Source organism: Edaphosphingomonas fennica, assembly GCF_003034225.1.
Classification (GTDB): Bacteria; Pseudomonadota; Alphaproteobacteria; order Sphingomonadales; family Sphingomonadaceae; genus Sphingomonas_E; species Sphingomonas_E fennica.
The window spans coordinates 55,068-76,893 of the sequence record NZ_PHHF01000032.1 but is presented as its reverse complement, the minus strand read 5'-3'; the positions used below and the strand labels follow the sequence as shown (position 1 = coordinate 76,893).

Below are 21,826 nucleotides of genomic sequence, written 5' to 3'. Positions count from 1 at the left end.
GACCGCCGCGCCGATGTCTTCCTCGGCAGCATCCACCTCGCCGCCGCCATCACATGGTGGTTATGAGTCCCGGCCCTAACCAGAACCAGAACGGACGGATTGCGCTTTCCGCGTTCTATGCCGCCGACATAGGTGAGGTCGATCTCCGCCGCGAACGCCAGTTGCTCTTGCGTCATGTCGGCACGCTGGCGGAATCGCCTCACATTCTTCCCGACAATGCCGCGCCAGTCGTCCATCTGACGATGGATGGCGGCCGGGTATATATTCTCTAGGGAATATAGTCCCTATTAACTTGTGAGGGCTATTTGTGGGGGCATGCCAGACGAAGGAGAATGCCATGGCGACCGCCGCGTTCAGGGACACCAGAGCCAATATATCCCACACAATCGAGTTTCGTTCTTCGACAAAAGCCTTTTTGCTCAAGTCGGCAACTGGCTGGTTTATGATCGCGATAACGCTGCTTACCTTGGGCGGGGCGGGGATTGTGACGCTTCCAATTCTTGCTTTCAAGGTGCTGACTAATCGCACCAGCCTTTATTGGCTGGAAGGTGACCGGCTTTTCATGCGGCGCGGTATTCTCATGCGCAGCGAGGAGGAAATCGAACTCTACCGGATCAAGGACATCAAGGTCCATTTCTCGCTGGTGCAGCAGTTCTTCGGCAATGGCGATCTTTCGGTCATCTCGTCCGACGCGACGGGGATTGGCGAGGGGCGGAGAACGACCTTTCAGATCAATAATGTCGAAGATGCCCGCTCGCTACGGGAGGAACTGCGTTCCCGTGTGGAAGCGGCTCGCAGGCGCGTAGGAGTGCGTGAATATGACGTTGCGTAATCACCGCCATATGCGCTCGCTCGGAAAGCTGATCGGCGTCGGGATTTTGTTTGCCGGAAGTATGGCGCCGGCCGCTCCGGCATCCGCCCAAGGTCTTTTCGGTCCGGGCAAATTCAAGATCGAGCAGACGGACGACCGATTCTCGGATGCCCCGACAATCACGTTCATGGGGCTGAACAATCGCATCTCGAAAAAGTCCCCAGCCGGGGGCATCTATATCAACGGGCAGGGCCTCTACCTTGAGCCGTTGGTGATGCGGAATCGAGCGGACGGAAAGATCGCGAGGGTCGGCTTCTTCTTCCACAATGAGACGGAAATAGACACCACCTATGGATCGCCCAACAGCATCGGCGTGCCACAGAGCATCGTGTTCATAATCGACGGCTCCAAGCGCGTTTCAGCCTCGTTCGTGCAGGGAGGGTCCGCATTTGGCGACGGCATCCAATATAATTCCATGAGCCGGTCTGCATCATCCAGCCTCCGCGAAACCGGCCTCGCTTATGTGTCGGTCGAGGACATGGAGGCTATCGCACACGCCAAATCCATTGCGATCAAGGTGGAGGGCAGCAGGCGCGAGACAACCTTTGATGAAAAGGATATCGCCAAAACCTTCCTCACGAACCTTGCGGCGTTCTATGCCGACAAGGTTGCTTAGCCGTCGAGCCAACGGCACCACGAGAGCGTTAAAGTGTCGTGGTCGTCGTGGCCGGACCACAATGGCTTGCCCGGCGAGGTTGCGCTGGCGGCGGAAGTAACGGTTCGCCGGCTTTCGCTCGGTGTAGCTCGACCATTGATCCTTCCACCTCAGGCACGAGCAAACCATCGCTGAAGAACATTGCCTCGCGGCCGCGAAGGACGTTCCGCGCGCTGTAGCCGATTGTGTATTGGAGGGCTGGGGTGCCGCCATACATCTCTTGGATGGGCAGCACGTCGTCATAGGAGACGAGCCAATGAACCTTGCTGAGCGACCTAACGGCCTGCGCGACCTCTAGGTGATCCTTGTCGCTGTAGTAATCGTAGTAGAGCTGGCTGCCCTTCTCATAATATGGCGGATCGAGATAGACGAGGGTCTTGCTGGGCCAGGCTGGGCTTTTGGTTTGGACAAATTCAACTGCATCAAGATTGGTGAGTTCTATTCGTCGTCGGGCGGCGGCTATGCGCTCAATTCGTCGGATCAGATCGCCCTTGTTGTAGCGAGCATCAATCTTCCATTTGCCGGTCTGGTCTCGCCCGCCGATCACGCCACCATTCAGGATGCCGGATCGATGCGTCCGATTGAGAAAGAACATTGCGAAACCCAATTCAAGGTCGCTGGCATTATCCGGTGAGCCGAGCACGGCCTTGAGCCGGTCGCGCGTGGCCACGTCGACAGGCGTGTCTATGATAAGCGCGGCCAGCTCGTCCGTCTGTTCAAGCACACTCCGCCAGAAGGCGAATAACCCTCTCCTTCGCCAGCTTCTCTGATGATGTAGAGCGAGTCGCCTGGGTCCAGTCCGTGATCCACGATACTACGCATCATGGTTCGGAAGTGATTGGCATCGAGCCTTACGATAGCTTCCAGTGCCTCGGCCTGTGAATCTGCGCTGCCGATGCGCGGATTGTCAGGGTCGAGCAGCAAGTCGTCGATAGACAACTCCATGCGCGCCATGAATAATTCCCCCCTCGATTTCGTTAGCCAGTAGTGAGGCAACTCGGCCGAGCAAGCAAGGCTGTCCATCAATCCGCCGAAGGGTGGCGGAAGCGGTGGGATTCGAACCCACGATACGGTTGCCCGTATGCCAGTTTTCAAGACTGGAGCCTTCAACCACTCGGCCACGCTTCCATACCGATTCAGCGGCGTGGCTAGAAATCTGCTAGATGGCGGCGTTGCCGCAGCATGTAGCGTTTCTCCAAGCCCCTGCTAAACGATTCTAACTACGCTCCTTTTTCGCCAGCCAACGCTGCCAAGGGTCGAAACCCCCGGTAGCTTTCAAGACCGCTGCCATCAACCACTCGGCCGCCTATCCGGCGGCGCGCTTATCTCCGCAAGGGGCGTTGCGTGCAAGCGTCGCGATATGTTTCCCGAAAAGTCGGACAAAGGGGATTCACCTGTCCGCCAGCCTGTGGCACGAAGGGCGGGTAAGGGGTTCTTTATGCGTGCTTCGTTCAGGGCTTTGGCCGCTACCGCCTGCATTCTGGCGGCATCCGTCCTCGGATCGATGGAGGCGGGCGCCCAGCAGGCGGATGCGGCATCGTCCGCCGATGATGCCGGTTTCCGCGCTTTTCTGGCGAGCATCCGGCCGCGGGCGCTGGCGGCGGGCGTGCGGCCTTCGACCTTCGACAGCGCCGTGGCCGGGCTGACCTTCAACCCGCGCGTCATCCAGCTCGATCGGGCGCAGCCCGGCGGCAACCCCAATGCGCCGGCGTCGGCCATCCCCAGCTTCGCGCCTTACAAGGCCCGCCATGTCGATGCCGATCGCATCAATCGCGGACGCAAGCGCTATCAGGATCTCCGCCCGCGCCTTGCCCGGATCGAGCGGGAGACGGGCGTGCCCGAATCGATCATGATGGCGATCTACGGCCATGAAACCGGCTATGGCACCTATACCGGCGACTTCGATCTGATCCGTTCGCTGGCGAGCCTCGCCTATGACGGCCGCCGGCGGGAGCTTTTCACGGCCGAGCTGATCGCCACGCTGCAATTGCTCGATCGCGGCATTCCGCGCTCCCGGCTGAAGGGGAGCTGGGCGGGCGCCACCGGCTATCCCCAGTTCCTGCCCAGCATGTACCAGCGGCTCGGCGTGGACGGCGACGGCGACGGGCGCGTCGATATCTGGACGAGCGAGGCCGACGCGCTCGCCTCGATCGGCAATTATCTGGTGAAGGCGGGATGGCGGCCCAACGTGCCGTGGGGCGTCGCGGTGCGGGTGCCGCCATCGCTGGATCGCGCGGCGCTTCGCCCGCTCATGAAATCGCCGCGCTGCCCGCGCGTCTTCGATCGGCACAGCCGCTGGCTGACGATGCGCGAATGGCGGGCGCTGGGCGTGACGGTGCTCGGCTCCCCCGCGCCGGCCGAGGGCGAGCTCGTGTCGCTGCTGGAGCCGGACGGCCCCAACGCCACCGCCTATCTGCTTTCGAGCAATTACCGGGTGATCCTCGATTATAATTGCTCGAACTTCTATGCCCTTTCGGTCGGATTGCTTGCCGATGAAGTGGCGCGCTGAGCTCGCCGTCCTCGCGGCGGCGGGCCTGCTGTCCGCCTGCGCATCGACCCGGCCGGTGAGCGACGGGGCCGTCAAGATCGGTAAGCCCTATGTCGTGGGCGGCCGCACCTATGTGCCGCGGGACGATCGCAATTACGACCAGACGGGCCTCGCCTCATGGTATGGCCCCGGCCATCACGGCCGGAAGACCGCCAATGGCGAGCGTTTCGACATGAACGCGATATCCGCCGCCCATCCGACCCTGCCCATGCCTTCCTATGCGGAGGTGACGGCGCTCGCCACCGGCCGCACCATCCTGGTCCGCATCAACGATCGCGGGCCTTTCGCGCCCGGCCGGATCATCGATCTGTCGCGCGGGGCGGCACGGGCGCTGGGCGTGGAGAAGGACGGCGTCGTCCGCGTCCGCGTCCGCAGGGTCTACCCGTCCGACAAGCGCCGCGCCTCGCTCGGCGCCCAGCGCAGCGCCTATTGATGGTAGCTGGCGGATGCCGCCCGGCGCGGCTATCAGGGGTGCCGATACGTCTTTCCCTTCCCAGAGCCTCTTGCCCGGAATGAACGCGATGAAGTCTCCGATCCTGCTCGCCGTCCTCGCCTCGACCATCCTGGCCTCCGCCGCGCCGGCGGCCGCGCCGCCGTTCGAAACCGAGGCGCCGGTCGCTTATATGAAGGATCTGTCGTCGGGCGCGGTGCTCTATGCCAAGGATGCGGATCGCCGCATGCCGCCGGCATCGATGGCGAAGATGATGACGGTCTATGTCGCCTTCGATCTCATCAAGAAGGGCGAGCTGAAGCTCGACCAGATGGTGACGGTGCGGCCCGAGACCTGGAAGCAGTGGCACGGCCCGGCCGCCGGATCGACCATGTTCCTTTCGCCCGGCGAACAGGTGAGCGTGCAGAACCTGCTCCACGGCATCGTCACCCTTTCCGGCAACGACGCCTGCGTCGTGCTGGCGGAAGGGATCGCCGGAACGGAGCCCGCCTTCGTCGCCCTGATGAACCAGCGCGCCAAGGAACTGGGCCTGGACAATTCGCACTTCGGCACGTCCAACGGCTGGCCGGACAATGGCGTTACCTATGTGACCGCGCATGACCTGGCGGAGCTTGCGGCGCGGACGATCCAGGATTTCCCGGATCTCTACAAGGCGTTCTACAGCCAGACGTCGTTTACCTGGGGCAAGACCATGGGCTCCGGCGCGGACATCACCCAGCAGAATCGCGATCCGCTGCTGGGCCGCGTGCAGGGGGCGGACGGCCTCAAGACCGGCCATACCGAGGAAGCCGGCTACGGCTTCACCGGATCGGCGGAGCAGAATGGCCGTCGCCTGGTGATGGTGGTGGCCGGGCTCACCAGCTCCAACCAGCGCGTATCGCAATCGGTGGCCTTCATGGAATGGGGTTTCCGCGCGTGGAAGGCGGTGCCGCTCGTCACCAAGGGCAAGAAGGTGCAGGATGCGGAGGTGCAGCTGGGCGATGCGCGCACTGTCGGCCTCGTCGCCCCGCGCGATCTCGCCGTCACGCTGCCGGCGGGCGTGGCCGGCAACATGAAGGTGAGCGTCGTCTATAACGGCCCGATCAAGGCGCCGATCAAGGCCGGCCAGCATATCGCCGATCTGGTGGTGCAGACGGGGGATACGCCGCCGCAACTCATGCCGCTGGTGGCGGAAAAGGCGGTGGACGAGGCCGGCTTCTTCGCCCGCATCGCCGCCGGCTTCCGCTGGCTGTTCGGCCTCGCCTGATTTCGCCCACCGTGGCGCGCGGGCGTTTCATCAGCCTCGAGGGCGGGGAGGGGGTCGGCAAGTCGACGCAGTTGCGCGCGCTCGCCGCGGCCCTACGCGCGCGCGGCCATGACGTCATCGAGACGCGGGAGCCCGGCGGCAGCGCAGGGGCGGAGGCGATCCGATCGCTGCTGCTCGACGGCGATGCCGGGCGCTGGACGGCGGGCGCCGAGGCGCTGCTGTTCGCCGCCGCCCGCGCCGATCATGTCGCCAAGACGATCCTGCCCGCGGTCGCACGCGGCGCATGGGTGCTGAGCGATCGTTTCCTCGATAGCTCGCTCGCCTATCAGGGCGGGGCGGACGGCATCGGCGAGGCGGCGATCCGCCAGCTCCACCAGGTTGGCAGCGACGGGCTGATGCCGGACCGCACCCTGCTGCTCGCCTTGCCGGCGGAGGAAGCCGCCGCGCGCGCGGCGGCCCGCGATCGCGATGGCGCGGATCGCTTCGGCGGCCGGGATGCGGCCTATCATGCGCGTGTCGCGGCCGCCTTCGCCGCGCTGGCGGCGGGCGATCCCGCGCGCTTCCGCATCGTCGATGCCACGGGCACGGCCGATGACGTCACTGCCCGGCTGCTGGCCGCGCTGGAGGGGCTGTGACGCCGCTTGGCCATGGCGATCAGGTCGCCGCTTTCCGGGATGCGATGGCGCAGGGCCGGATGCACCATGCCTGGCTGCTCGCGGGGCCGCAGGGCGTGGGCAAGGCGATGTTCGCCGCCGCCGCCGCCGCGCGCTATCTGGCGGAAGGCACCGATCGGCCGCCGGCCGCCCCCGGCCTCGACGTGGCGGAGGATCACCCGACCGCCCGGCTGATCGCGGCGGGCAGCCACCCCGATCATCGCGTGCTCCAGCGCCTGCCCCGCGACAAGACCGGCGATCTCGCCCGCAACATCACCATCGATCAGGTGCGCGCGCTCCAGCCCTTCTTCGCGGTCACGCCCAGCATGTCGCCGCGCCGTGCGGTTATCATCGATGCGATCGACGATCTGGAACGCCCGGCCGCCAATGCGCTCCTCAAGAATCTGGAGGAGCCGCCCGCCGATACGCTGTTCCTGCTCATCAGCCACGCGCCGGGCCGCCTGCTGCCGACCATCCGATCGCGCTGCCGCCTGATCCGTTTCGGTCCGCTGGACGACGATGTCATGACCGTGGCGATCCGCCGGATGCTGCCGGACATCGCCGGGGATGAGGTTGCGGCGCTGGTCGCCGACGGTGGCGGCGCGCCGGGCCGCGCGCTGCGTTATGCCGGGCTCGATCTCGCCGGGATGGATCGCGCGCTGGTTCAACTGGCCCGGCATGGCGATCCTTCCGGGGCGGAACGGATCGTGCTGGCCAAGTCCCTCGCGCTCAAGGCCGCGCAGCCGCGCTACGAGCTTTTCCTGGAAAGGCTGCCCGCCTTCATCGCCGGCGAGGCGAAGCAGCGGAGCGGCGATGCGCTGGTGACCGCCATCGCGCTCTGGGAAAAAGCGCGTCTTCTGGCCGAAGGGGCGGTGCGGCTGTCGCTCGATCCCCAGACCACGGTGTTCGAACTGGCGACGATGGCTGCCGGCCTTGCCCCGGCGCACGGGCACTGAAGCCGGGGAGGGCGCCTTCCCGCCATTTTCCATTCCCGCCATCGCAACAATATGGTGATTTCCGTGGCCCGTTCGCGCTAAAGCGCCGGCATGGCCGAACCTTTCTACATCACCACCGCGATCTCCTACCCCAATGGCCGCCCGCATATCGGGCATGCCTATGAAGTGATCGCCACCGATGCGATCGCCCGCTTCCGCCGCATGGAAGGGCGCGACGTATTCTTCCTGACCGGCACGGACGAACATGGCCTGAAGATGGATCAGGCCGCCCGCGCCCGCGGCATTTCCCCGCGCGAGCTTGCGGACGAAATGTCATCCTATTTTCGTGAGATGACGGGCGTTCTTAATATCTCGAACGACCGTTTCATCCGCACGTCGGAGCCCGCGCATTACGAGGCCAGCCAGGCGCTCTGGCGGGCGATGGCGGCCAATGGCGATATCTATCCCGGCCGCTATGAAGGCTGGTATTCGGTCCGCGACGAGGCCTTTTACGACGAGAAGGAGCTGGTGGCCGGCGAGGACGGCCAGAAGCTGTCGCCGCAGGGCACGCCGGTGGAATGGACCGTCGAGGAAAGCTGGTTCTTCCGCCTTTCCGCTTATGCCGATCGATTGCTCGCGCATTATGAGGCGAACCCCGATTTCATCCGCCCGGAAGGCCGCCGCAACGAGGTGGTGAGCTTCGTGAAGGGCGGGCTTTCCGATCTGTCGATCTCGCGCACCAGCTTCGATTGGGGCGTGCCGGTGCCCGATGCGCCGGGCCATGTGATGTATGTGTGGGTGGATGCGCTCACCAATTACCTGACCGGTGTGGGTTATCCAGAGGATACAGAGGCTTACAGGAAATATTGGCCAGCCGATCTTCACATCATCGGCAAGGATATCGTCCGCTTCCACGCGGTTTACTGGCCGGCTTTCCTGATGTCCGCCAATCTGCCGCTCCCCAGCCAGGTGTTCGGCCACGGCTTCCTGCTCAACCGGGGCGAGAAGATGTCGAAGTCGCTCGGCAACGTCGTCGATCCGATGGAGATGGCGCGCACCTATGGCGTCGACCAGCTTCGCTACTTCCTGCTGCGGGAAGTCAGCTTCGGCCAGGACGGCTCCTACAGCCATGACGCGATCGTCACCCGATCCAATGCCGATCTCGCTAACGGCCTCGGCAACCTCGCCCAGCGCTGCCTGTCGATGATCGCCAAGAATTGCGGCGGCGTGGTGCCGGGCGAAGGCGCGCCCGCGCCGGTGCTGGACGCGGCGGCGCTGCTGGCGCGGGTGGAGGAGGCGATGGCCGGCCTCGCCATCCACCGCGCGCTGGAGGTCATCTGGGAAGGCGTGGCGGAAGCGAACCGCTATTTCGCCGACAGTGCCCCCTGGGCCGTGCGCAAGACGGACCCGGCGGCCGCCGATGCCATCCTCCATGCCACGGCGGAGGCGATCCGCGTGCTCGCCATCTTCGTTCGCTGGGCGATCCCGGAAAGCGCGGACAAGCTGCTCGATCAACTCGCCCAGCCCGCCGATGCCCGCGATTTCGCGGCGCTTGCCGCCCCGATCGCCCCCGGCACGGCGCTGCCGGCGCCGCAGGGCGTGTTCCCGCGCTGGGTGGAACAGGAAGGCTGATGTTCGTCGATAGCCATTGCCACCTCAATTATGCCGGCCTGGTCGAGGATCAGGCGAGCGTGCTGGCGCGGGCGCGGGATGCGGGCGTCGCGACGATGCTGAACATCTCCACCCGCGAGCGCGAATGGGGCGACATCATCGCCACGGCGGAGCGGGAGGCGGATGTGTGGGCGTCGGTCGGCATCCACCCGCATGAGGCCGATGCCCATCCGGCGGTCGAGACCGCCCGGCTGGTGGCGATGGCCGCCCATCCGCGCGTGATCGGCATCGGCGAAACCGGTCTCGATTATTATTACGATCATTCCGATCGCGATCGGCAGCGGGCCAGCTTCCGCGCCCATATCGCCGCCGCTCGCGAGACGGGCCTGCCGCTGATCGTCCACACCCGCGATGCGGAGGAGGACAGCGCCGCCATCCTGGCGGAGGAGATGGCGAAAGGCGCCTTTCCCGGCGTGATCCACTGCTTTACCGCCAGTGCCGATTTCGCCCGGATCGCGCTCGATCTCGGCCTCTATATCTCGATCTCCGGCATCGCTACCTTCAAGAATGCCAAGGACTTGCAGGCCACTGCCAAGACGATACCCGAAGATCGCCTGCTGATCGAAACCGACGCGCCCTTCCTCGCGCCGGTGCCGCATCGCGGCCACACGTGCGAGCCCGCCTTCGTCGCCGATACCGCCCGCTTCCTCGCCGATCTGCGCGGGGTGAGCATCGAGGAGCTGGGCCGCGCCACCTCGGCCAACTTCTTCGCCCTTTTCGGCAAGGCCAGGGCATGAGGCCGCGGCGGTGAAGGTGCATATCCTCGGCTGCGGAACCTCTTCCGGCGTGCCGAGGATCGGCAATGACTGGGGGGATTGCGACCCCGCCGAGCCGCGCAACCGCCGCCGCCGGGCGTCCATCCTAGTCGAAAGCGCCACCACGCGCATTCTGGTCGATACCGGCCCCGACCTGCGCGATCAGCTGCTCGATGCCGATATCGCCGATGTCGATGCGGTGATCTGGACCCACGACCATGCCGATCACTGCCACGGGATCGACGATCTGCGGCAGCTTTTCCACGCGCGGGGCGCCCCGGTCGTCGCTTATGCCCGGCCCTGGACGCTGGCGGGGCTGCGCCTGCGCTTCGCTTATGCGTTCGAGGGCAAGGACGGTTACCCGCCGATCGTAGTCGGCCATGATCTGCCGGATCGGCTGATGATCGGCGACATCGCGGTGGATTGCGTCGATCAGCCCCACGGCACGATCACGTCCGTCGGCCTCCGCTTCTCATATGATGACAAGACTATCGGCTATGCAACTGATTTTCATGCGATGACGGAGGCGATGGCCGATCTTTATCGCGGGCTGGACCTGTGGATCGTCGATGCCCTGCGCCGCCGGCCGCATCCCACCCATATGCATCTGGGCGATACGCTGGCATGGATCGATCGGCTGTCGGTCGGGCAGGGAGTGCTGACGCATATGGATCAGTCGATGGACTATGCCGGCTTGCTGGCCGAATTGCCGCCCAAGGTGGTGCCGGGTCATGATGGCCTGGTGGTCGCGCCATGAACGGCGATCAGGCCCTCCAGATGGTGGCCGCCGCCATGTGCCTCGTCCTCGTCGGCAGCGCGTTCGTCGCCCGGCGGGTGCCGCTGGGGCAGGCGGCGAAGATGGCGCTCGGCTGGTTGGCCATCTTCGCGCTCCTGCTCCTCGCTTTCTCGTTCAAGGATGACATCGGCGACCGGCTGCGCTTCGCCATCCACCCCGATCGCGGCACCGTCGTCGGCGAAACGCTGCGTATTCCCATGGGGGATGACGGCCATTTCTGGGTGCGCGGCAGCGTCAACGGCGTGGAGACCCGCTTCCTCGTCGATAGCGGCGCCACCACCACGGCACTTTCGGCCGCCGCCGCCAGCGCCGCCGGCATCGATCCCGCCGACGATCCGTTCGGAACCCCCGTCGCCACCGCCAACGGCACCGTCATGGCCCGCCGGGTGCGCATCGCCGATCTTCGCATCGGCCCGATCCGCCGCGCGGACGTGCGCGCGACCACGGCAGCCGAGTTCGCGGACATGAACGTCCTCGGCATGAACTTCCTCAACTCGCTGTCCGGCTGGGGCGTCGAGGGCCGCACGCTGGTGCTGAAGCCTTGAGCCGGCGTTACCGGCGCGCGTGTTCCCGCGATTCCAGGAGGTCCCACAGCCCGCGCTGCTGGTGATAGAGCTGCCCCGCGCCAAAGCCCACCGCGCGCTCCAATGCCGGGGGGATGCGGCCCGCGAAATCGCCGATCGCGGCGCGGGTCGGCAGGCGGACCGGCTCGATCGCGATGCCGAGCCGCGTGGCCGCGAGGTCCAGTATCTCGCGTATCGCCACCCAGTCGAGCAGCAGGGCCAGCGCCGCGCCCAGCGCGCAGCCCCGGCGTTCGGAGGTGGCAAGCATTTCGAGGGCATGGCGCTGGGCGAGCAGCGCGGCCTCGCATTCCGCCTGGCCGGGCGTGCTCGGCAGCGGCGGGGCCGCCACCACCAGCCGGGTGAGCAGCCCGCGTTCCTCGGCGAAGGCGGCGGCCGAATCGCCGATCCAGCCGGCCAGGTCGTCCGGCGATCGTTCGACGGCAAGGTCGATCACGCCGGGATGGCGGCCGTGCAGCAGGCAGAGATGGTGGATGACGTCGGCCAGGTTGCGGATGGCATCCGCCCCCTCGCGCAGCTCGGCGGAGGCGACATAGGGGTGCCCGCCGCTGCCCTCGACCGCGGCATTGGCCAGTAGCGACGTCGCCAGGCGGCTCGGTCCCATGGGGTCGGTTGCGGGCAGGGGCATCGCTTACTCCTGAAAACACGGATGATCCGTGTATTCCTCGATGCCCCCGCATCTATATCAAAGCCCGTAAAGGCGAGGTTTATGACGGATTAGTTATTCGGATATAAGGGTTAACCGGATCCGAAACGAAAATCGCCGCCCTGGGGCATCCCCCAGGGCGGCGATCCGGTGCCTCGAAACCGCCGTCGGCGGCTTACTGGTCGAGGAAGCTGCGCATCTTGCGGCTGCGCGACGGGTGCTTCAGCTTCCTGAGCGCCTTCGCCTCGATCTGGCGGATACGCTCGCGGGTCACGCTGAACTGCTGGCCCACTTCCTCCAGCGTGTGATCGGTGTTCATGCCGATGCCGAAGCGCATGCGCAGCACGCGCTCCTCGCGGGGGGTGAGGCTGGCGAGAACGCGCGTCACCGTTTCCTTCAGATTGGCCTGGATCGCGGCGTCCACCGGGATGATCGCGTTCTTGTCCTCGATGAAGTCACCCAGATGGCTGTCCTCCTCGTCGCCGATCGGCGTTTCGAGGGAGATCGGCTCCTTGGCGATCTTCATCACCTTGCGCACCTTTTCGAGCGGCATCGAAAGCCGCTCGGCCAGTTCCTCCGGCGTCGGCTCGCGGCCGATCTCGTGCAGGATCTGGCGGCTGGTGCGGACCAGCTTGTTGATCGTCTCGATCATGTGGACCGGGATGCGGATCGTCCGCGCCTGGTCCGCGATCGAACGGGTGATCGCCTGCCGGATCCACCAGGTCGCATAGGTGGAGAATTTGTAGCCGCGGCGATATTCGAACTTATCGACCGCCTTCATCAGGCCGATATTGCCTTCCTGAATAAGATCAAGGAATTGCAGGCCGCGATTGGTATATTTCTTGGCGATCGAGATGACGAGGCGGAGATTGGCTTCCACCATCTCCTTCTTGGCGATCCGCGCCTCGCGCTCGCCCTTCTGCACCATGTTGACGATGCGGCGGAATTCGGGGAGCGACATGCCGGTCGCCTGGCCGATCTCCGCGATCTCGGCGCGGATGCGCTCCACCGGCGCGGCCTCGGCCGCCGCGAAGGCCGCCCATTTCTTGTCGAGCCCGGCAACCCGATCCAGCCAGCCTTCCTCGGTCTCGTGGCCGACATAGGCGTCCAGGAACGACTTGCGCTGCACCTTGTGGCGCTCGGCCAGGCGCAGCATCTGCCCGCCCAAGGCCATCAGCCGCCGGTTGAAAGAATAAAGCTGGTCGACGAGATATTCGATCTTGGCGCCGTGGAACTGGACGCTTTCCACCTCGGCGGTCAGGTCCTCGCGCAGGCTCTGATATTTCTTCTCTTCCGCGGCCGGCAGCTCGCCGCCCGCGCCCATCGCCTCCAGGCGGGCGACCTGCATCTTGTGGAATTTCTTGTAGAGCTCGGTGATGGTCGCGAACTTCTCAAGCGCCATCGGCTTGAGCTGCTCCTCCATCTGGGCGAGGCTCAGCGTATTGTCGTCGTCATCGTCTTCCGTGGGCCGCGGCGTGCGGCGCTCGGTCATCGAATCCTCGTCGTCGTCGGCGGAAGCCTCCTCGGGCTCGTCCTCCTCCTTGAAGGACGGGCCGGTGCTCTGCTCGCTGATCTCGCCGTCCTCGTCCTCGGCGCTTTCCACCTGCTCGGCGGTCGGCCCCTTGGAGAGCATGGCATCGAGATCGAGGATCTCGCGCAGCTGCATCGTGCCTTCGTTGAGCGCGGTCGACCAGTCGATGATGGCGTTGAAGGTGATCGGGCTTTCGCACAGCCCCAGGATCATGGTGTCGCGGCCTGCCTCGATGCGCTTGGCGATGGCGATCTCGCCCTCGCGCGACAGCAGCTCCACCGCGCCCATCTCGCGCAGATACATGCGGACGGGATCGTCCGTGCGATCGACCGTTTCCTTCTTGGCGACCTGGGTGAGGACGGGGGCGCCATCGCCCTCGTCGACGCCGACGACCTCGTCGTCGCTGTCCTCCTGCTGATCGTCCTCGCCGCTTTCCTCATTCTCGACGATGTTGACGCCCATTTCGGAAAGGGCGGACATCACATCCTCGATCTGCTCGGAGGACATCTGGTCCTGCGGCAGCGCCTCGTTGAGCTGGTCGTAGGTGATGTAGCCGCGCTTCTTGGCGCGGGCGATCAGCTTCTTCAGCGACGCCTCGTTGAGGTCGATCAGCGGCGCATCGCCGCCCTCGCTCTTCTCCGCCGTTTCCGCCATGTTCGTCTTCGCCATTCGACCAACCCTAATTACTATCCGCGCCGCTTTCGCCGGCCGCCAAACTGGCCAGCGCCTGATCCGCCGCATCGCGCGCCGCCCTAAGGCGACGCTGCTCGGCAAAGCCGGCCTCGTCGGGCGAGGCCATCAACCTCGCCGTCACCGCCGCCAGAGCCGCGTCGAGTTCGGGCCGTGCCGCCAACGCCTCGATCGCCGCCGCGAGATCGCGTCGAGCGCGCCCCGCATCGGCATTGCCGCGAAGGAAGGAAAAGGCAAGTCCGTTCGGCGCACGAAGCGCTTCCATCGCTCCAGCCAGACCCACTTGTCCCAATATGGTTCCCAATGTGTCCGAATCAAGCGTTTCCGCAGCAAAAGCCGCATCGAGCATCGCATCGCGAATCCGGGCGAGCTTTTCGTCGGCGATCGGCAGCGCCGCGATCGTCTCGGCATGATGGGCGATGATTTGGGGGTGGCGCAGCATCCCGGCAAGCACCGCGCGGCTTTCGAGCGGCCCCAACCCGCCATTGCCGATCGATCGGGTGACGGCCGAAGGCGGAGCTTCGGGCGGTTTTCCGCGAAACGGGCCGCCGCGTCCGCCGCGCCCCGCCTGTCCGCCCCGCCAGCCGCCGCCCGGCTGAAAGCGTGGGGCAGGGGAGGCGCGTTCGTAAAGCGCATCGAAGCGCCGGCGGAAATCGGCGAGATATTGGCCGCGCACGTCGCCATGGCGAATCGTCGCGGCGTGGTCGGCAAGCCGTTTGCGCAGTCCGGCCCGGGCTTCGGGCGTATCGAGCGGGGCTGCGGCAAGCTCATATTTCCACAACCGCTCGACCAGCGGTTCGGCTCCCTCCAATAGGGTTTCCAGCGCCGTCCGGCCGCCATTTCGCACCAGATCGTCGGGATCCTGGCCGGGGGGCAGGGTGGCGAAGCGCAGGGTTCGGCCCGGCTCGATCATCGGCAGCGCCCGCAGCGCGGCCCGGATCGCGGCCTTTTGCCCGGCGGCGTCGCCGTCGAAGCACAGGATCGGCGTTTCGGCGAGCCGCCACAGCCGCTCGATCTGCCCTTCGGTCAGCGCGGTGCCGAGCGGGGCGACCGCCTCGCCGATGCCCGCCTGGGCCATGGCGATCACGTCCATATAGCCTTCGACCACGATCACCCGCCCGGCCTTGCGGGTCGCGGCGGCGGCCTTGTCCAGGTTGAACAGCGTCCGCCCCTTGTCGAACAGCGGGGTTTCCGGGGAATTCAGATATTTGGGTTCGCCCTGGCCGATGATCCGGCCGCCGAACGCGATCGCCCGGCCGCGCGCATCGCGGATCGGGATCATCAGCCGGCCGCGGAACCTGTCATAAGGCTCCTTGTCCTCCACCGATATCAGGAGGCCGGCCTCGACCAGCTTGTCGTCGCCGAAGCGGGAAAGCGCCGCCTTCAGCTTCCCTCGCGAATCCGGGGCGAAGCCGATGCCGAACGCGGCCTGCGCGGCTGCATCCACGCCGCGCTTGCGCAGATAGTCCCGCGCCTCGGCCCCGGCGATGCCGTGCAGTTGCTCGACGAACCAGGCCGCAGCCTCCGCCATCGCCTCATGCAGGCCGGATGCCCGCTCGGCCTTCTCCGCCGCGCGCGGATCGGCGGCGGGCACGTCCATCCCGGCGGCGGCGGCCAGCTCCTTCACCGCGTCCATGAAGGGCAGGCCCTTATGCTCGGTCAGGAAACGGATGGCATCGCCATGCGCACCGCAGCCGAAGCAGTGATAGAAGGCCTTGTCGTCGTTGACGTAGAAGCTCGGCGTCTTTTCGTTGTGGAAGGGGCAGCAGGCCCGGAATTCCCGGCCCGTGCGCTCCAGCTTCACCGATTTCCCGACCAGCGCGGAAAGCAGCGTGCGCGATCGCAGCTCGTCGAGGAATTGCGGCGAAAGGCTCAACGTTCCCCCTCCCGGCCAAGAGGAGGGCGTGCAGCGGGAGGCCGGGCGAAGTGGGACACCGCCTGCCAATCGCCCTGGAACGGCGCCTCCTTCTTGGCCCGCGACCAGGATTTGATCCGCCGTTCGCTGTCGAGGACTTCAAGCCGGGTCTGAAAATGGTCCGACCACATCAATGTCACGGGGCGGCGCCGACTCGCGAAGTCGCAATGGCCGCCGCGCTGATGTTCCGCCAGCCGCCGATCCAGATCGTCCGTGTGCCCGGTATAGTAGCTGCCGTCATTGCACCGCAGGACATAGACCCAGAACGCCATCCCCTTTCCCCACTCGCATTGCCCACCCGTTCGTCCCGAGCGAAGTCGAGGGACGTGCCGCGGCCGACGGCGTTTGCGTGTCTCGACTGCGCTCGACACGAACGGAAGGAAGAGAATGCCCGCGCGGCCTTAAGCAAGCGCTCCCTTCACCAGCCCGCTGGCCTTGCTCATGTCGAGCTGGCCGGCGAAACGCTCCTTCACCGCGGCCATCACCCGGCCCATATCCTTCACCGACGTCGCGCCAAGCTCCGCGACGATGCCGGCGATCGCGGCCTTGGCCTCGTCCTCGTCCATCTGCGCGGGCAGGAAGCCCTCGATCACGGCGAGCTCGCCCTTTTCCGCCTGGGCCAACTCCGTGCGGCCGCCTTTCTCGAACATCTCGATCGATTCGCGGCGCTGCTTCGCCATCTTCTGCAGCACCTCGGTCACCAGCACATCGTCGTCGGCGGGCGCGGTGCCCGTCCGCGCTTCGATATCGCGATTCTTGATGGCGGCCTGGATCAGGCGGATAGCTGCGGTCTTCTCGGCGTCGCGCGCCTTCATCGCGGACACCAGGCCCGCCTTTATGTCGTCACGAATCATGGAGCCTCGGGAGATGGTCCGGGAAAGCGATCAGCATAGCGTCCGTTGCAGAATTTTAATAGATTGACCCTGCCCGACCACCCTCCTAGGAACCCCGCCGTTTACCCGCCGCCCCAGCAACAGGAGAGCCTCCAAATGGCCGAGACCGATCACGCGCGCCCAGAAGGTGCCACTGGCGTATTGGTTCTGGCCGATGGAGCCGTGATCTGGGGCCGGGGGTTCGGTGCCGAGGGCGACGCCGTGGGCGAGGTGTGCTTCCACACCTCGATGACCGGCTATCAGGAAATCATGACCGATCCGTCCTTCGCCGGGCAGATCATCAATTTCGCCTTCCCCCATATCGGCAATGTCGGCGCCAATCATGAGGATGTGGAGGCGACCAACCCCCACGCGCTCGGCCTGATCGTGCGCGAGGACGTGACCGCGCCGTCCAATTTCCGTTCGATCCAGAATTTCGATGCGTGGCTGAAGTCGAACGGCCGCATCGGGCTTGCCGGGGTCGATACCCGCGCGCTCACCCGCGCCATCCGCATCCAGGGCGCCCCCAACGGCGTGATCGCCCACAATGCGAAGGGCGAATTCGATATCCCGGCGCTGCTGGCCAAGGCGCGCGGGTGGCCGGGGCTGGAGGGCATGGACCTCGCCAGGGAGGTTTCCTCCACCCAGAGCTACAAGTGGGATGACGGCCTCTGGACGCTGGGCCAGGGCTATGCGACCCATTCCGCCAACCCCGCCGGCCCGCATGTCGTGGCGATCGATTACGGGCTGAAGCGCAACATCCTGCGCAATCTCGTCAATGCCGGCGCCCGCGTCACGGTGGTGCCGGCGACGGCCACCTTCGACGAGGTGATGGCCCACAAGCCCGATGGCGTGTTCCTCTCCAACGGCCCCGGCGATCCCGCCGCGACCGGCGAATATGCCGTGCCGGTGATCCGGGAGCTGCTGAAGATCGGCAAGCCCATCTTCGGCATCTGCCTCGGCCACCAGCTCCTCGGCCTCGCCATCGGCGCCACGACCTACAAGATGCACCAGGGCCATCGCGGCGCGAACCATCCGGTCAAGCGTTCGGACGACGGCCGGGTCGAGATCACCAGCATGAACCACGGCTTCGCGGTGGATGCGGAGACGCTGCCGGCGAACGCGCGGACCACGCATGTCTCTCTGTTCGACGGCTCGCTCGCCGGGCTGGAGCTTACCGACGCGCCCGCGTTCAGCGTGCAATATCACCCCGAAGCCAGCCCCGGCCCGCAGGACAGCCATTATCTGTTCGAGAAGTTCGTCGCATCGTTGGAGAAGGCGGCGTGAAACTGCCGCCGGTCGATCCGGCGCGGCTGAACGAGGAATGGCGGGCGGATCAGGACGTATTGGCGAATCTTCGCGAAAATGGCGACCGGCCCGATATTCCAAGGGCGGTGGACGTCAGCTTTCGCGGGCCTCCCGATGCTCTTGACGATCTGGCGGATGCCGCGGAGGAGCTGGGGTTCGAGGTGATCGAAACCGAGCCATCGGACGATGGAGAGCCTTGGCTTTTCCTCCAGCGCGTGCAGACCGCCGACGCGGACGCCATCAAAGCCCTAACGATTACTTGCCTGCAGATCGAAGCGATGTTCGGCCTCGAATATGATGGCTGGGGATGTGTCGCTCAAACCGGATTGACCCACTGATGCCCAAACGCACCGACATTAAATCCATCCTCATCATCGGCGCGGGTCCGATCGTCATCGGGCAGGCGTGCGAGTTCGATTATTCGGGCACGCAGGCATGCAAGGCGCTGCGCGAGGAAGGATATCGCATCATCCTCGTCAATTCGAACCCGGCGACGATCATGACCGATCCGGATATGGCTGACGCCACCTACGTCGAGCCGATCACGCCCGCCGTCGTCGCTAAGATCATCGAGAAGGAGCGGCCGGACGCCGTGCTGCCCACCATGGGCGGCCAGACGGCGCTCAATACCGCGCTCGCGCTGTTCAACGACGGCACCCTGGAGAAGTTCGGCTGCGTCATGATCGGCGCCGATGCCGAGGCGATCGACAAGGCCGAGGACCGGCAGAAGTTCCGGGAAGCGATGGACAAGATCGGGCTGGAAAGCGCACGTTCCGCCGTCGCGCACACGGTGGACGAGGCGCTGGCCGCGCTGGAGCATACCGGCCTGCCGGCGATCATCCGCCCCAGCTTCACCATGGGCGGCACCGGCGGCGGCGTCGCCTATAACCGCGAGGAGTTCATCCAGATCGTCACCGGCGGTCTCGATGCCTCGCCCACCACCGAGGTGCTGATCGAGGAATCGCTGCTCGGCTGGAAGGAATATGAGATGGAGGTCGTCCGGGATCGGAACGACAATGCCATCATCATCTGCTCGATCGAGAATGTCGATCCGATGGGCGTCCATACGGGCGATTCCATCACCGTCGCGCCGGCGCTGACGCTGACCGACAAGGAATATCAGATCATGCGCAACGCCAGCATCGCGGTGCTGCGCGAGATCGGGGTGGAGACCGGCGGCTCCAACGTCCAGTTCGCGGTCAACCCCAAGGACGGCCGCCTGGTGGTGATCGAGATGAACCCGCGCGTCTCGCGGTCCTCGGCGCTGGCCTCCAAGGCCACGGGCTTCCCGATCGCCAAGGTCGCCGCCAAGCTGGCGGTGGGCTATACGCTCGACGAGATCGACAACGACATCACCGGCGCCACGCCGGCCTCGTTCGAGCCGACGATCGACTATGTCGTCACCAAGATCCCGCGCTTCGCGTTCGAGAAGTTCAAGGGCGCCGAGCCGCTGCTTTCCACCGCCATGAAATCGGTGGGCGAGGTGATGGCGATCGGCCGCAACATCCACGAATCGATGCAGAAGGCGCTGCGCGGCCTGGAAACCGGCCTGTCCGGCTTCAACTTCGTCGAGGCGCTGGCAGGCGCCGAACGCGCGGTGATCGAGGCGGAACTCGCCCGGCCGACGCCGGATCGCCTGCTCGTCGCCGCCCAGGCGCTGCGCGAGGGCTTCTCGGTCGATGAGGTTCACCGCATCGCCAAATATGATCCCTGGTTCTTGGAACGGCTGGCCGAGATCGTCGCCGCCGAGAAGCAGGTGATGGAAGAAGGCCTGCCGCGCGACGCGCAAGGGCTGCGCCGCCTGAAGGCCATGGGCTTTTCGGACAAGCGGCTCGCTTATCTCGCGCTCCAGTCCGCCCATCTGCGTGGCATGGAAAGCGCCCATGCGCGGGGCGGCGGCATCGTTCATGATGCGGTGACGGCGCTGACCGGCGGCGTCACCGAAAAGGACGTTCGCGCGCTGCGCCACCGGCTGGGCGTTCGCCCCGTCTTCAAGCGCATCGATACCTGCGCGGCGGAGTTCGAGGCGAAGACGCCTTATATGTATTCGACTTACGAGGCCCCGTCCTTCGGCGCGCCCGAATGCGAAAGCCAGCCTTCGGATCGGAAAAAGGTCGTGATCCTCGGCGGCGGTCCCAACCGCATCGGGCAGGGCATCGAGTTCGATTATTGCTGCGTCCACGCCTGCTTCGCGCTGGATGAGGCCGGCTATGAAACGATCATGGTCAACTGCAACCCGGAAACGGTTTCGACCGATTATGACACGTCCGACCGCCTGTATTTCGAGCCGCTGACCGCCGAGGACGTGCTGGAAATCCTGCATGTCGAGATGTCGAACGGCACGCTGGAAGGCGTGATCGTCCAGTTCGGCGGGCAGACGCCGCTGAAGCTCGCCCAGGAGCTGGAAGAGGCGGGCATCCCGATCCTCGGCACCAGCCCCGATGCGATCGACCTTGCCGAGGATCGCGAGCGTTTCGCCGATCTGGTCGGCCGCCTCGGCCTGAAGCAGCCGCGCAACGGCATCGCCCGCAGCAGGGAGGAGGCGCTGGCCGTGGCCGAGCGCGTCGGCTATCCGGTGCTGATGCGTCCGTCCTACGTGCTTGGCGGCCGGGCGATGGAGGTGGTGGAAAATCCCGCCCAGCTCGAAACCTACATCAATACGGCCGTCCAGGTCTCCGGATCGTCGCCGGTGCTGATCGACCAGTATCTGCGCGACGCGATCGAGGTGGATGTCGATGCGATCGGCGACGGCACCGATGTCGTCGTCACGGGCGTGATGCAGCATATCGAGGAGGCCGGCGTCCATTCGGGCGACAGCGCCTGTTCGCTGCCGCCCTACAGCCTGAGCGCGGAGATCGTCGCGGAAATAGAACGGCAGACCGATGCGCTCGCCCGTGCGCTCGAGGTGCGGGGCCTTATGAACGTGCAGTTCGCGGTCAAGGACGGCGATGTCTATCTGATCGAGGTCAACCCCCGCGCCAGCCGCACCGTGCCCTTCGTGGCCAAGGCGATCGGCGCGCCCATCGCCAAGATCGCCGCGCGCGTGATGGCGGGCGAGAAGCTCGCCGACCTGCCGAAGATCGACCGCCATATCGATCATATCGCGGTGAAGGAGGCGGTATTCCCCTTCGCGCGCTTCCCCGGCGTCGACCCCGTCCTCTCGCCAGAGATGAAGTCTACGGGCGAAGTCATGGGAATCGATAAGGATTTTGCCACCGCCTTCTTCAAGGCGCAGCTTGGTGCGGGCACCGTCCTGCCGGCGTCCGGCACGGTGTTCGTCTCGGTCAAGGATAGCGACAAGGCGGTCGTCGTCCCCGCCGTCCAGGGCCTGTTGAAGCTGGGTTTCAAGGTCATCGCCACTTCCGGGACCGCGGCCTATCTCAATGGCCTGGGCATGGATGTGGAGGCGGTGAACAAGGTGCAGCAGGGCCGGCCGCACATCGTCGACCGGATCAAGGATGGCGGCGTCCAGCTGATCTTCAACACCACCGAAGGGTGGCAGTCGCTGCAGGATTCGCAGTCGATCCGCGCTTCCGCGCTGCTCGGCAAGGTGCCTTATTTCACCACGGCGGCCGCCAGCGTCGCGGCGGTGGAGGCCATCGCTGCACTGCAAGAACGAGACCTTGAAGTGCAGCCGCTCCAATCATATTATTCCACTTCGCACGACTGATCCCCACATCGTCGATGGAAGTGCGGGCGGCA

Annotated in this window: 22 protein-coding genes and 1 tRNA gene; 14 read left to right on the top strand and 9 right to left on the bottom strand. The window is 65.6% G+C overall.

All coding sequences use genetic code 11. The features are described from left to right. On the bottom strand, nucleotides 1-236 hold a 236-nt coding region (locus CV103_RS07740; RefSeq protein WP_107394547.1), incomplete at its 3' end, for a helix-turn-helix domain-containing protein. 101 nt (nucleotides 237-337) lie between these two features. Here CV103_RS07740 and CV103_RS07735 point away from each other — a divergent pair. Both CV103_RS07735 and CV103_RS07730 read left to right on the top strand, forming a co-directional pair. Continuing rightward, nucleotides 338-832, top strand: coding sequence for a PH domain-containing protein (locus CV103_RS07735; RefSeq protein WP_107394541.1), 495 nt, complete (start codon nucleotides 338-340; stop codon nucleotides 830-832). Beyond that, nucleotides 819-1,487 carry a hypothetical protein gene (locus tag CV103_RS07730; protein ID WP_146163400.1) on the top strand — a complete coding sequence of 223 codons (669 nt, stop codon included), beginning with the start codon at nucleotides 819-821 and terminating at the stop codon, nucleotides 1,485-1,487. Before CV103_RS07735 ends, CV103_RS07730 begins: the two co-directional genes overlap by 14 nt. A 28-nt stretch (nucleotides 1,488-1,515) precedes the next feature. Here the strand turns inward: CV103_RS07730 and CV103_RS07725 are convergent, their stop codons facing one another. The 3 genes from CV103_RS07725 to CV103_RS07720 form a co-directional block, all read right to left on the bottom strand. Next, nucleotides 1,516-2,250: a DNA adenine methylase gene (locus CV103_RS07725; protein ID WP_107394539.1), complete on the bottom strand. Its 735-nt coding sequence runs from the start codon at nucleotides 2,248-2,250 to the stop codon at nucleotides 1,516-1,518. Next, nucleotides 2,211-2,480 (bottom strand): hypothetical protein, encoded by a 270-nt coding sequence (locus CV103_RS22110; RefSeq protein WP_146163399.1) that lies wholly within the window; start codon nucleotides 2,478-2,480, stop codon nucleotides 2,211-2,213. The genes CV103_RS07725 and CV103_RS22110 overlap by 40 nt, the downstream gene beginning before the upstream one ends. An 84-nt stretch (nucleotides 2,481-2,564) precedes the next feature. Further along, nucleotides 2,565-2,654: transfer RNA gene (locus CV103_RS07720), tRNA-Ser, on the bottom strand. A 310-nt stretch (nucleotides 2,655-2,964) separates the two neighbouring features. Here CV103_RS07720 and CV103_RS07715 point away from each other — a divergent pair. The 9 genes from CV103_RS07715 to CV103_RS07675 all read left to right on the top strand — a co-directional run bounded on the left by CV103_RS07715 (nucleotide 2,965) and on the right by CV103_RS07675 (nucleotide 11,126). Continuing rightward, nucleotides 2,965-4,035: a lytic murein transglycosylase gene (locus tag CV103_RS07715; RefSeq protein ID WP_107394538.1), complete on the top strand. Its 1,071-nt coding sequence runs from the start codon at nucleotides 2,965-2,967 to the stop codon at nucleotides 4,033-4,035. Beyond that, nucleotides 4,019-4,507: a septal ring lytic transglycosylase RlpA family protein gene (locus tag CV103_RS07710; protein WP_107394537.1), complete on the top strand. Its 489-nt coding sequence runs from the start codon at nucleotides 4,019-4,021 to the stop codon at nucleotides 4,505-4,507. Before CV103_RS07715 ends, CV103_RS07710 begins: the two co-directional genes overlap by 17 nt. 88 nt (nucleotides 4,508-4,595) lie before the next feature. Continuing rightward, nucleotides 4,596-5,771: a D-alanyl-D-alanine carboxypeptidase family protein gene (locus CV103_RS07705; RefSeq protein ID WP_107394546.1), complete on the top strand. Its 1,176-nt coding sequence runs from the start codon at nucleotides 4,596-4,598 to the stop codon at nucleotides 5,769-5,771. Nucleotides 5,772-5,782: 11 nt separating this feature from the next. After that, entirely contained in the window at nucleotides 5,783-6,406 is a 624-nt protein-coding gene (gene tmk, locus CV103_RS07700; RefSeq protein ID WP_107394536.1) for a dTMP kinase, read from the top strand. Next, nucleotides 6,403-7,380, top strand: a complete 978-nt coding sequence (locus tag CV103_RS07695; protein WP_107394535.1) for an AAA family ATPase — start codon at nucleotides 6,403-6,405, stop codon at nucleotides 7,378-7,380. Before tmk ends, CV103_RS07695 begins: the two co-directional genes overlap by 4 nt. 90 nt (nucleotides 7,381-7,470) lie before the next feature. Further along, complete coding sequence (gene metG / locus CV103_RS07690; protein WP_107394534.1) at nucleotides 7,471-8,991, top strand: methionine--tRNA ligase; 1,521 nt, start codon at nucleotides 7,471-7,473, stop codon at nucleotides 8,989-8,991. Next, complete coding sequence (locus CV103_RS07685) at nucleotides 8,991-9,767, top strand: TatD family hydrolase (RefSeq protein WP_107394533.1); 777 nt, start codon at nucleotides 8,991-8,993, stop codon at nucleotides 9,765-9,767. Before metG ends, CV103_RS07685 begins: the two co-directional genes overlap by 1 nt. A 10-nt stretch (nucleotides 9,768-9,777) precedes the next feature. Further along, nucleotides 9,778-10,542 (top strand): MBL fold metallo-hydrolase, encoded by a 765-nt coding sequence (locus tag CV103_RS07680; protein ID WP_107394532.1) that lies wholly within the window; start codon nucleotides 9,778-9,780, stop codon nucleotides 10,540-10,542. Beyond that, entirely contained in the window at nucleotides 10,539-11,126 is a 588-nt protein-coding gene (locus tag CV103_RS07675; RefSeq protein WP_107394531.1) for a TIGR02281 family clan AA aspartic protease, read from the top strand. Before CV103_RS07680 ends, CV103_RS07675 begins: the two co-directional genes overlap by 4 nt. Before the next feature lie 7 nt (nucleotides 11,127-11,133). On the opposite strand, the gene CV103_RS07670 is transcribed toward CV103_RS07675, so the two are convergent. The 5 genes from CV103_RS07670 to CV103_RS07650 form a co-directional block, all read right to left on the bottom strand. Beyond that, on the bottom strand, nucleotides 11,134-11,790 hold the full coding sequence (locus CV103_RS07670) for a DUF6975 family protein (RefSeq protein WP_107394530.1): 657 nt from the start codon (nucleotides 11,788-11,790) through the stop codon (nucleotides 11,134-11,136). Nucleotides 11,791-11,983: 193 nt separating this feature from the next. Continuing rightward, complete coding sequence (rpoD, locus tag CV103_RS07665) at nucleotides 11,984-14,008, bottom strand: RNA polymerase sigma factor RpoD (protein WP_015456876.1); 2,025 nt, start codon at nucleotides 14,006-14,008, stop codon at nucleotides 11,984-11,986. 10 nt (nucleotides 14,009-14,018) lie between these two features. Further along, nucleotides 14,019-15,905 (bottom strand): DNA primase, encoded by a 1,887-nt coding sequence (dnaG, locus tag CV103_RS07660; protein WP_107394529.1) that lies wholly within the window; start codon nucleotides 15,903-15,905, stop codon nucleotides 14,019-14,021. Beyond that, nucleotides 15,902-16,216 carry a GIY-YIG nuclease family protein gene (locus tag CV103_RS07655; protein ID WP_107394528.1) on the bottom strand — a complete coding sequence of 105 codons (315 nt, stop codon included), beginning with the start codon at nucleotides 16,214-16,216 and terminating at the stop codon, nucleotides 15,902-15,904. Before CV103_RS07655 ends, dnaG begins: the two co-directional genes overlap by 4 nt. Nucleotides 16,217-16,345: 129 nt before the next feature. Next, nucleotides 16,346-16,798, bottom strand: a complete 453-nt coding sequence (locus CV103_RS07650; protein ID WP_015456879.1) for a GatB/YqeY domain-containing protein — start codon at nucleotides 16,796-16,798, stop codon at nucleotides 16,346-16,348. A gap of 135 nt (nucleotides 16,799-16,933) precedes the next feature. On the opposite strand from CV103_RS07650, the gene carA reads away from it, so the two are divergent. From carA to carB, 3 genes are read left to right on the top strand one after another with little or no spacing between them, the layout of a single operon-like run. Then, a complete protein-coding gene (gene carA, locus CV103_RS07645; protein WP_107394527.1) occupies nucleotides 16,934-18,103 on the top strand; it encodes a glutamine-hydrolyzing carbamoyl-phosphate synthase small subunit in 1,170 nt (389 codons plus the stop codon). Further along, a complete protein-coding gene (locus CV103_RS07640; RefSeq protein WP_015456882.1) occupies nucleotides 18,100-18,462 on the top strand; it encodes a ribonuclease E inhibitor RraB in 363 nt (120 codons plus the stop codon). The genes carA and CV103_RS07640 overlap by 4 nt, the downstream gene beginning before the upstream one ends. Next, a complete protein-coding gene (gene carB, locus CV103_RS07635) occupies nucleotides 18,462-21,794 on the top strand; it encodes a carbamoyl-phosphate synthase large subunit (protein WP_015456883.1) in 3,333 nt (1,110 codons plus the stop codon). Before CV103_RS07640 ends, carB begins: the two co-directional genes overlap by 1 nt. Nucleotides 21,795-21,826: the final 32 nt, after the last annotated feature.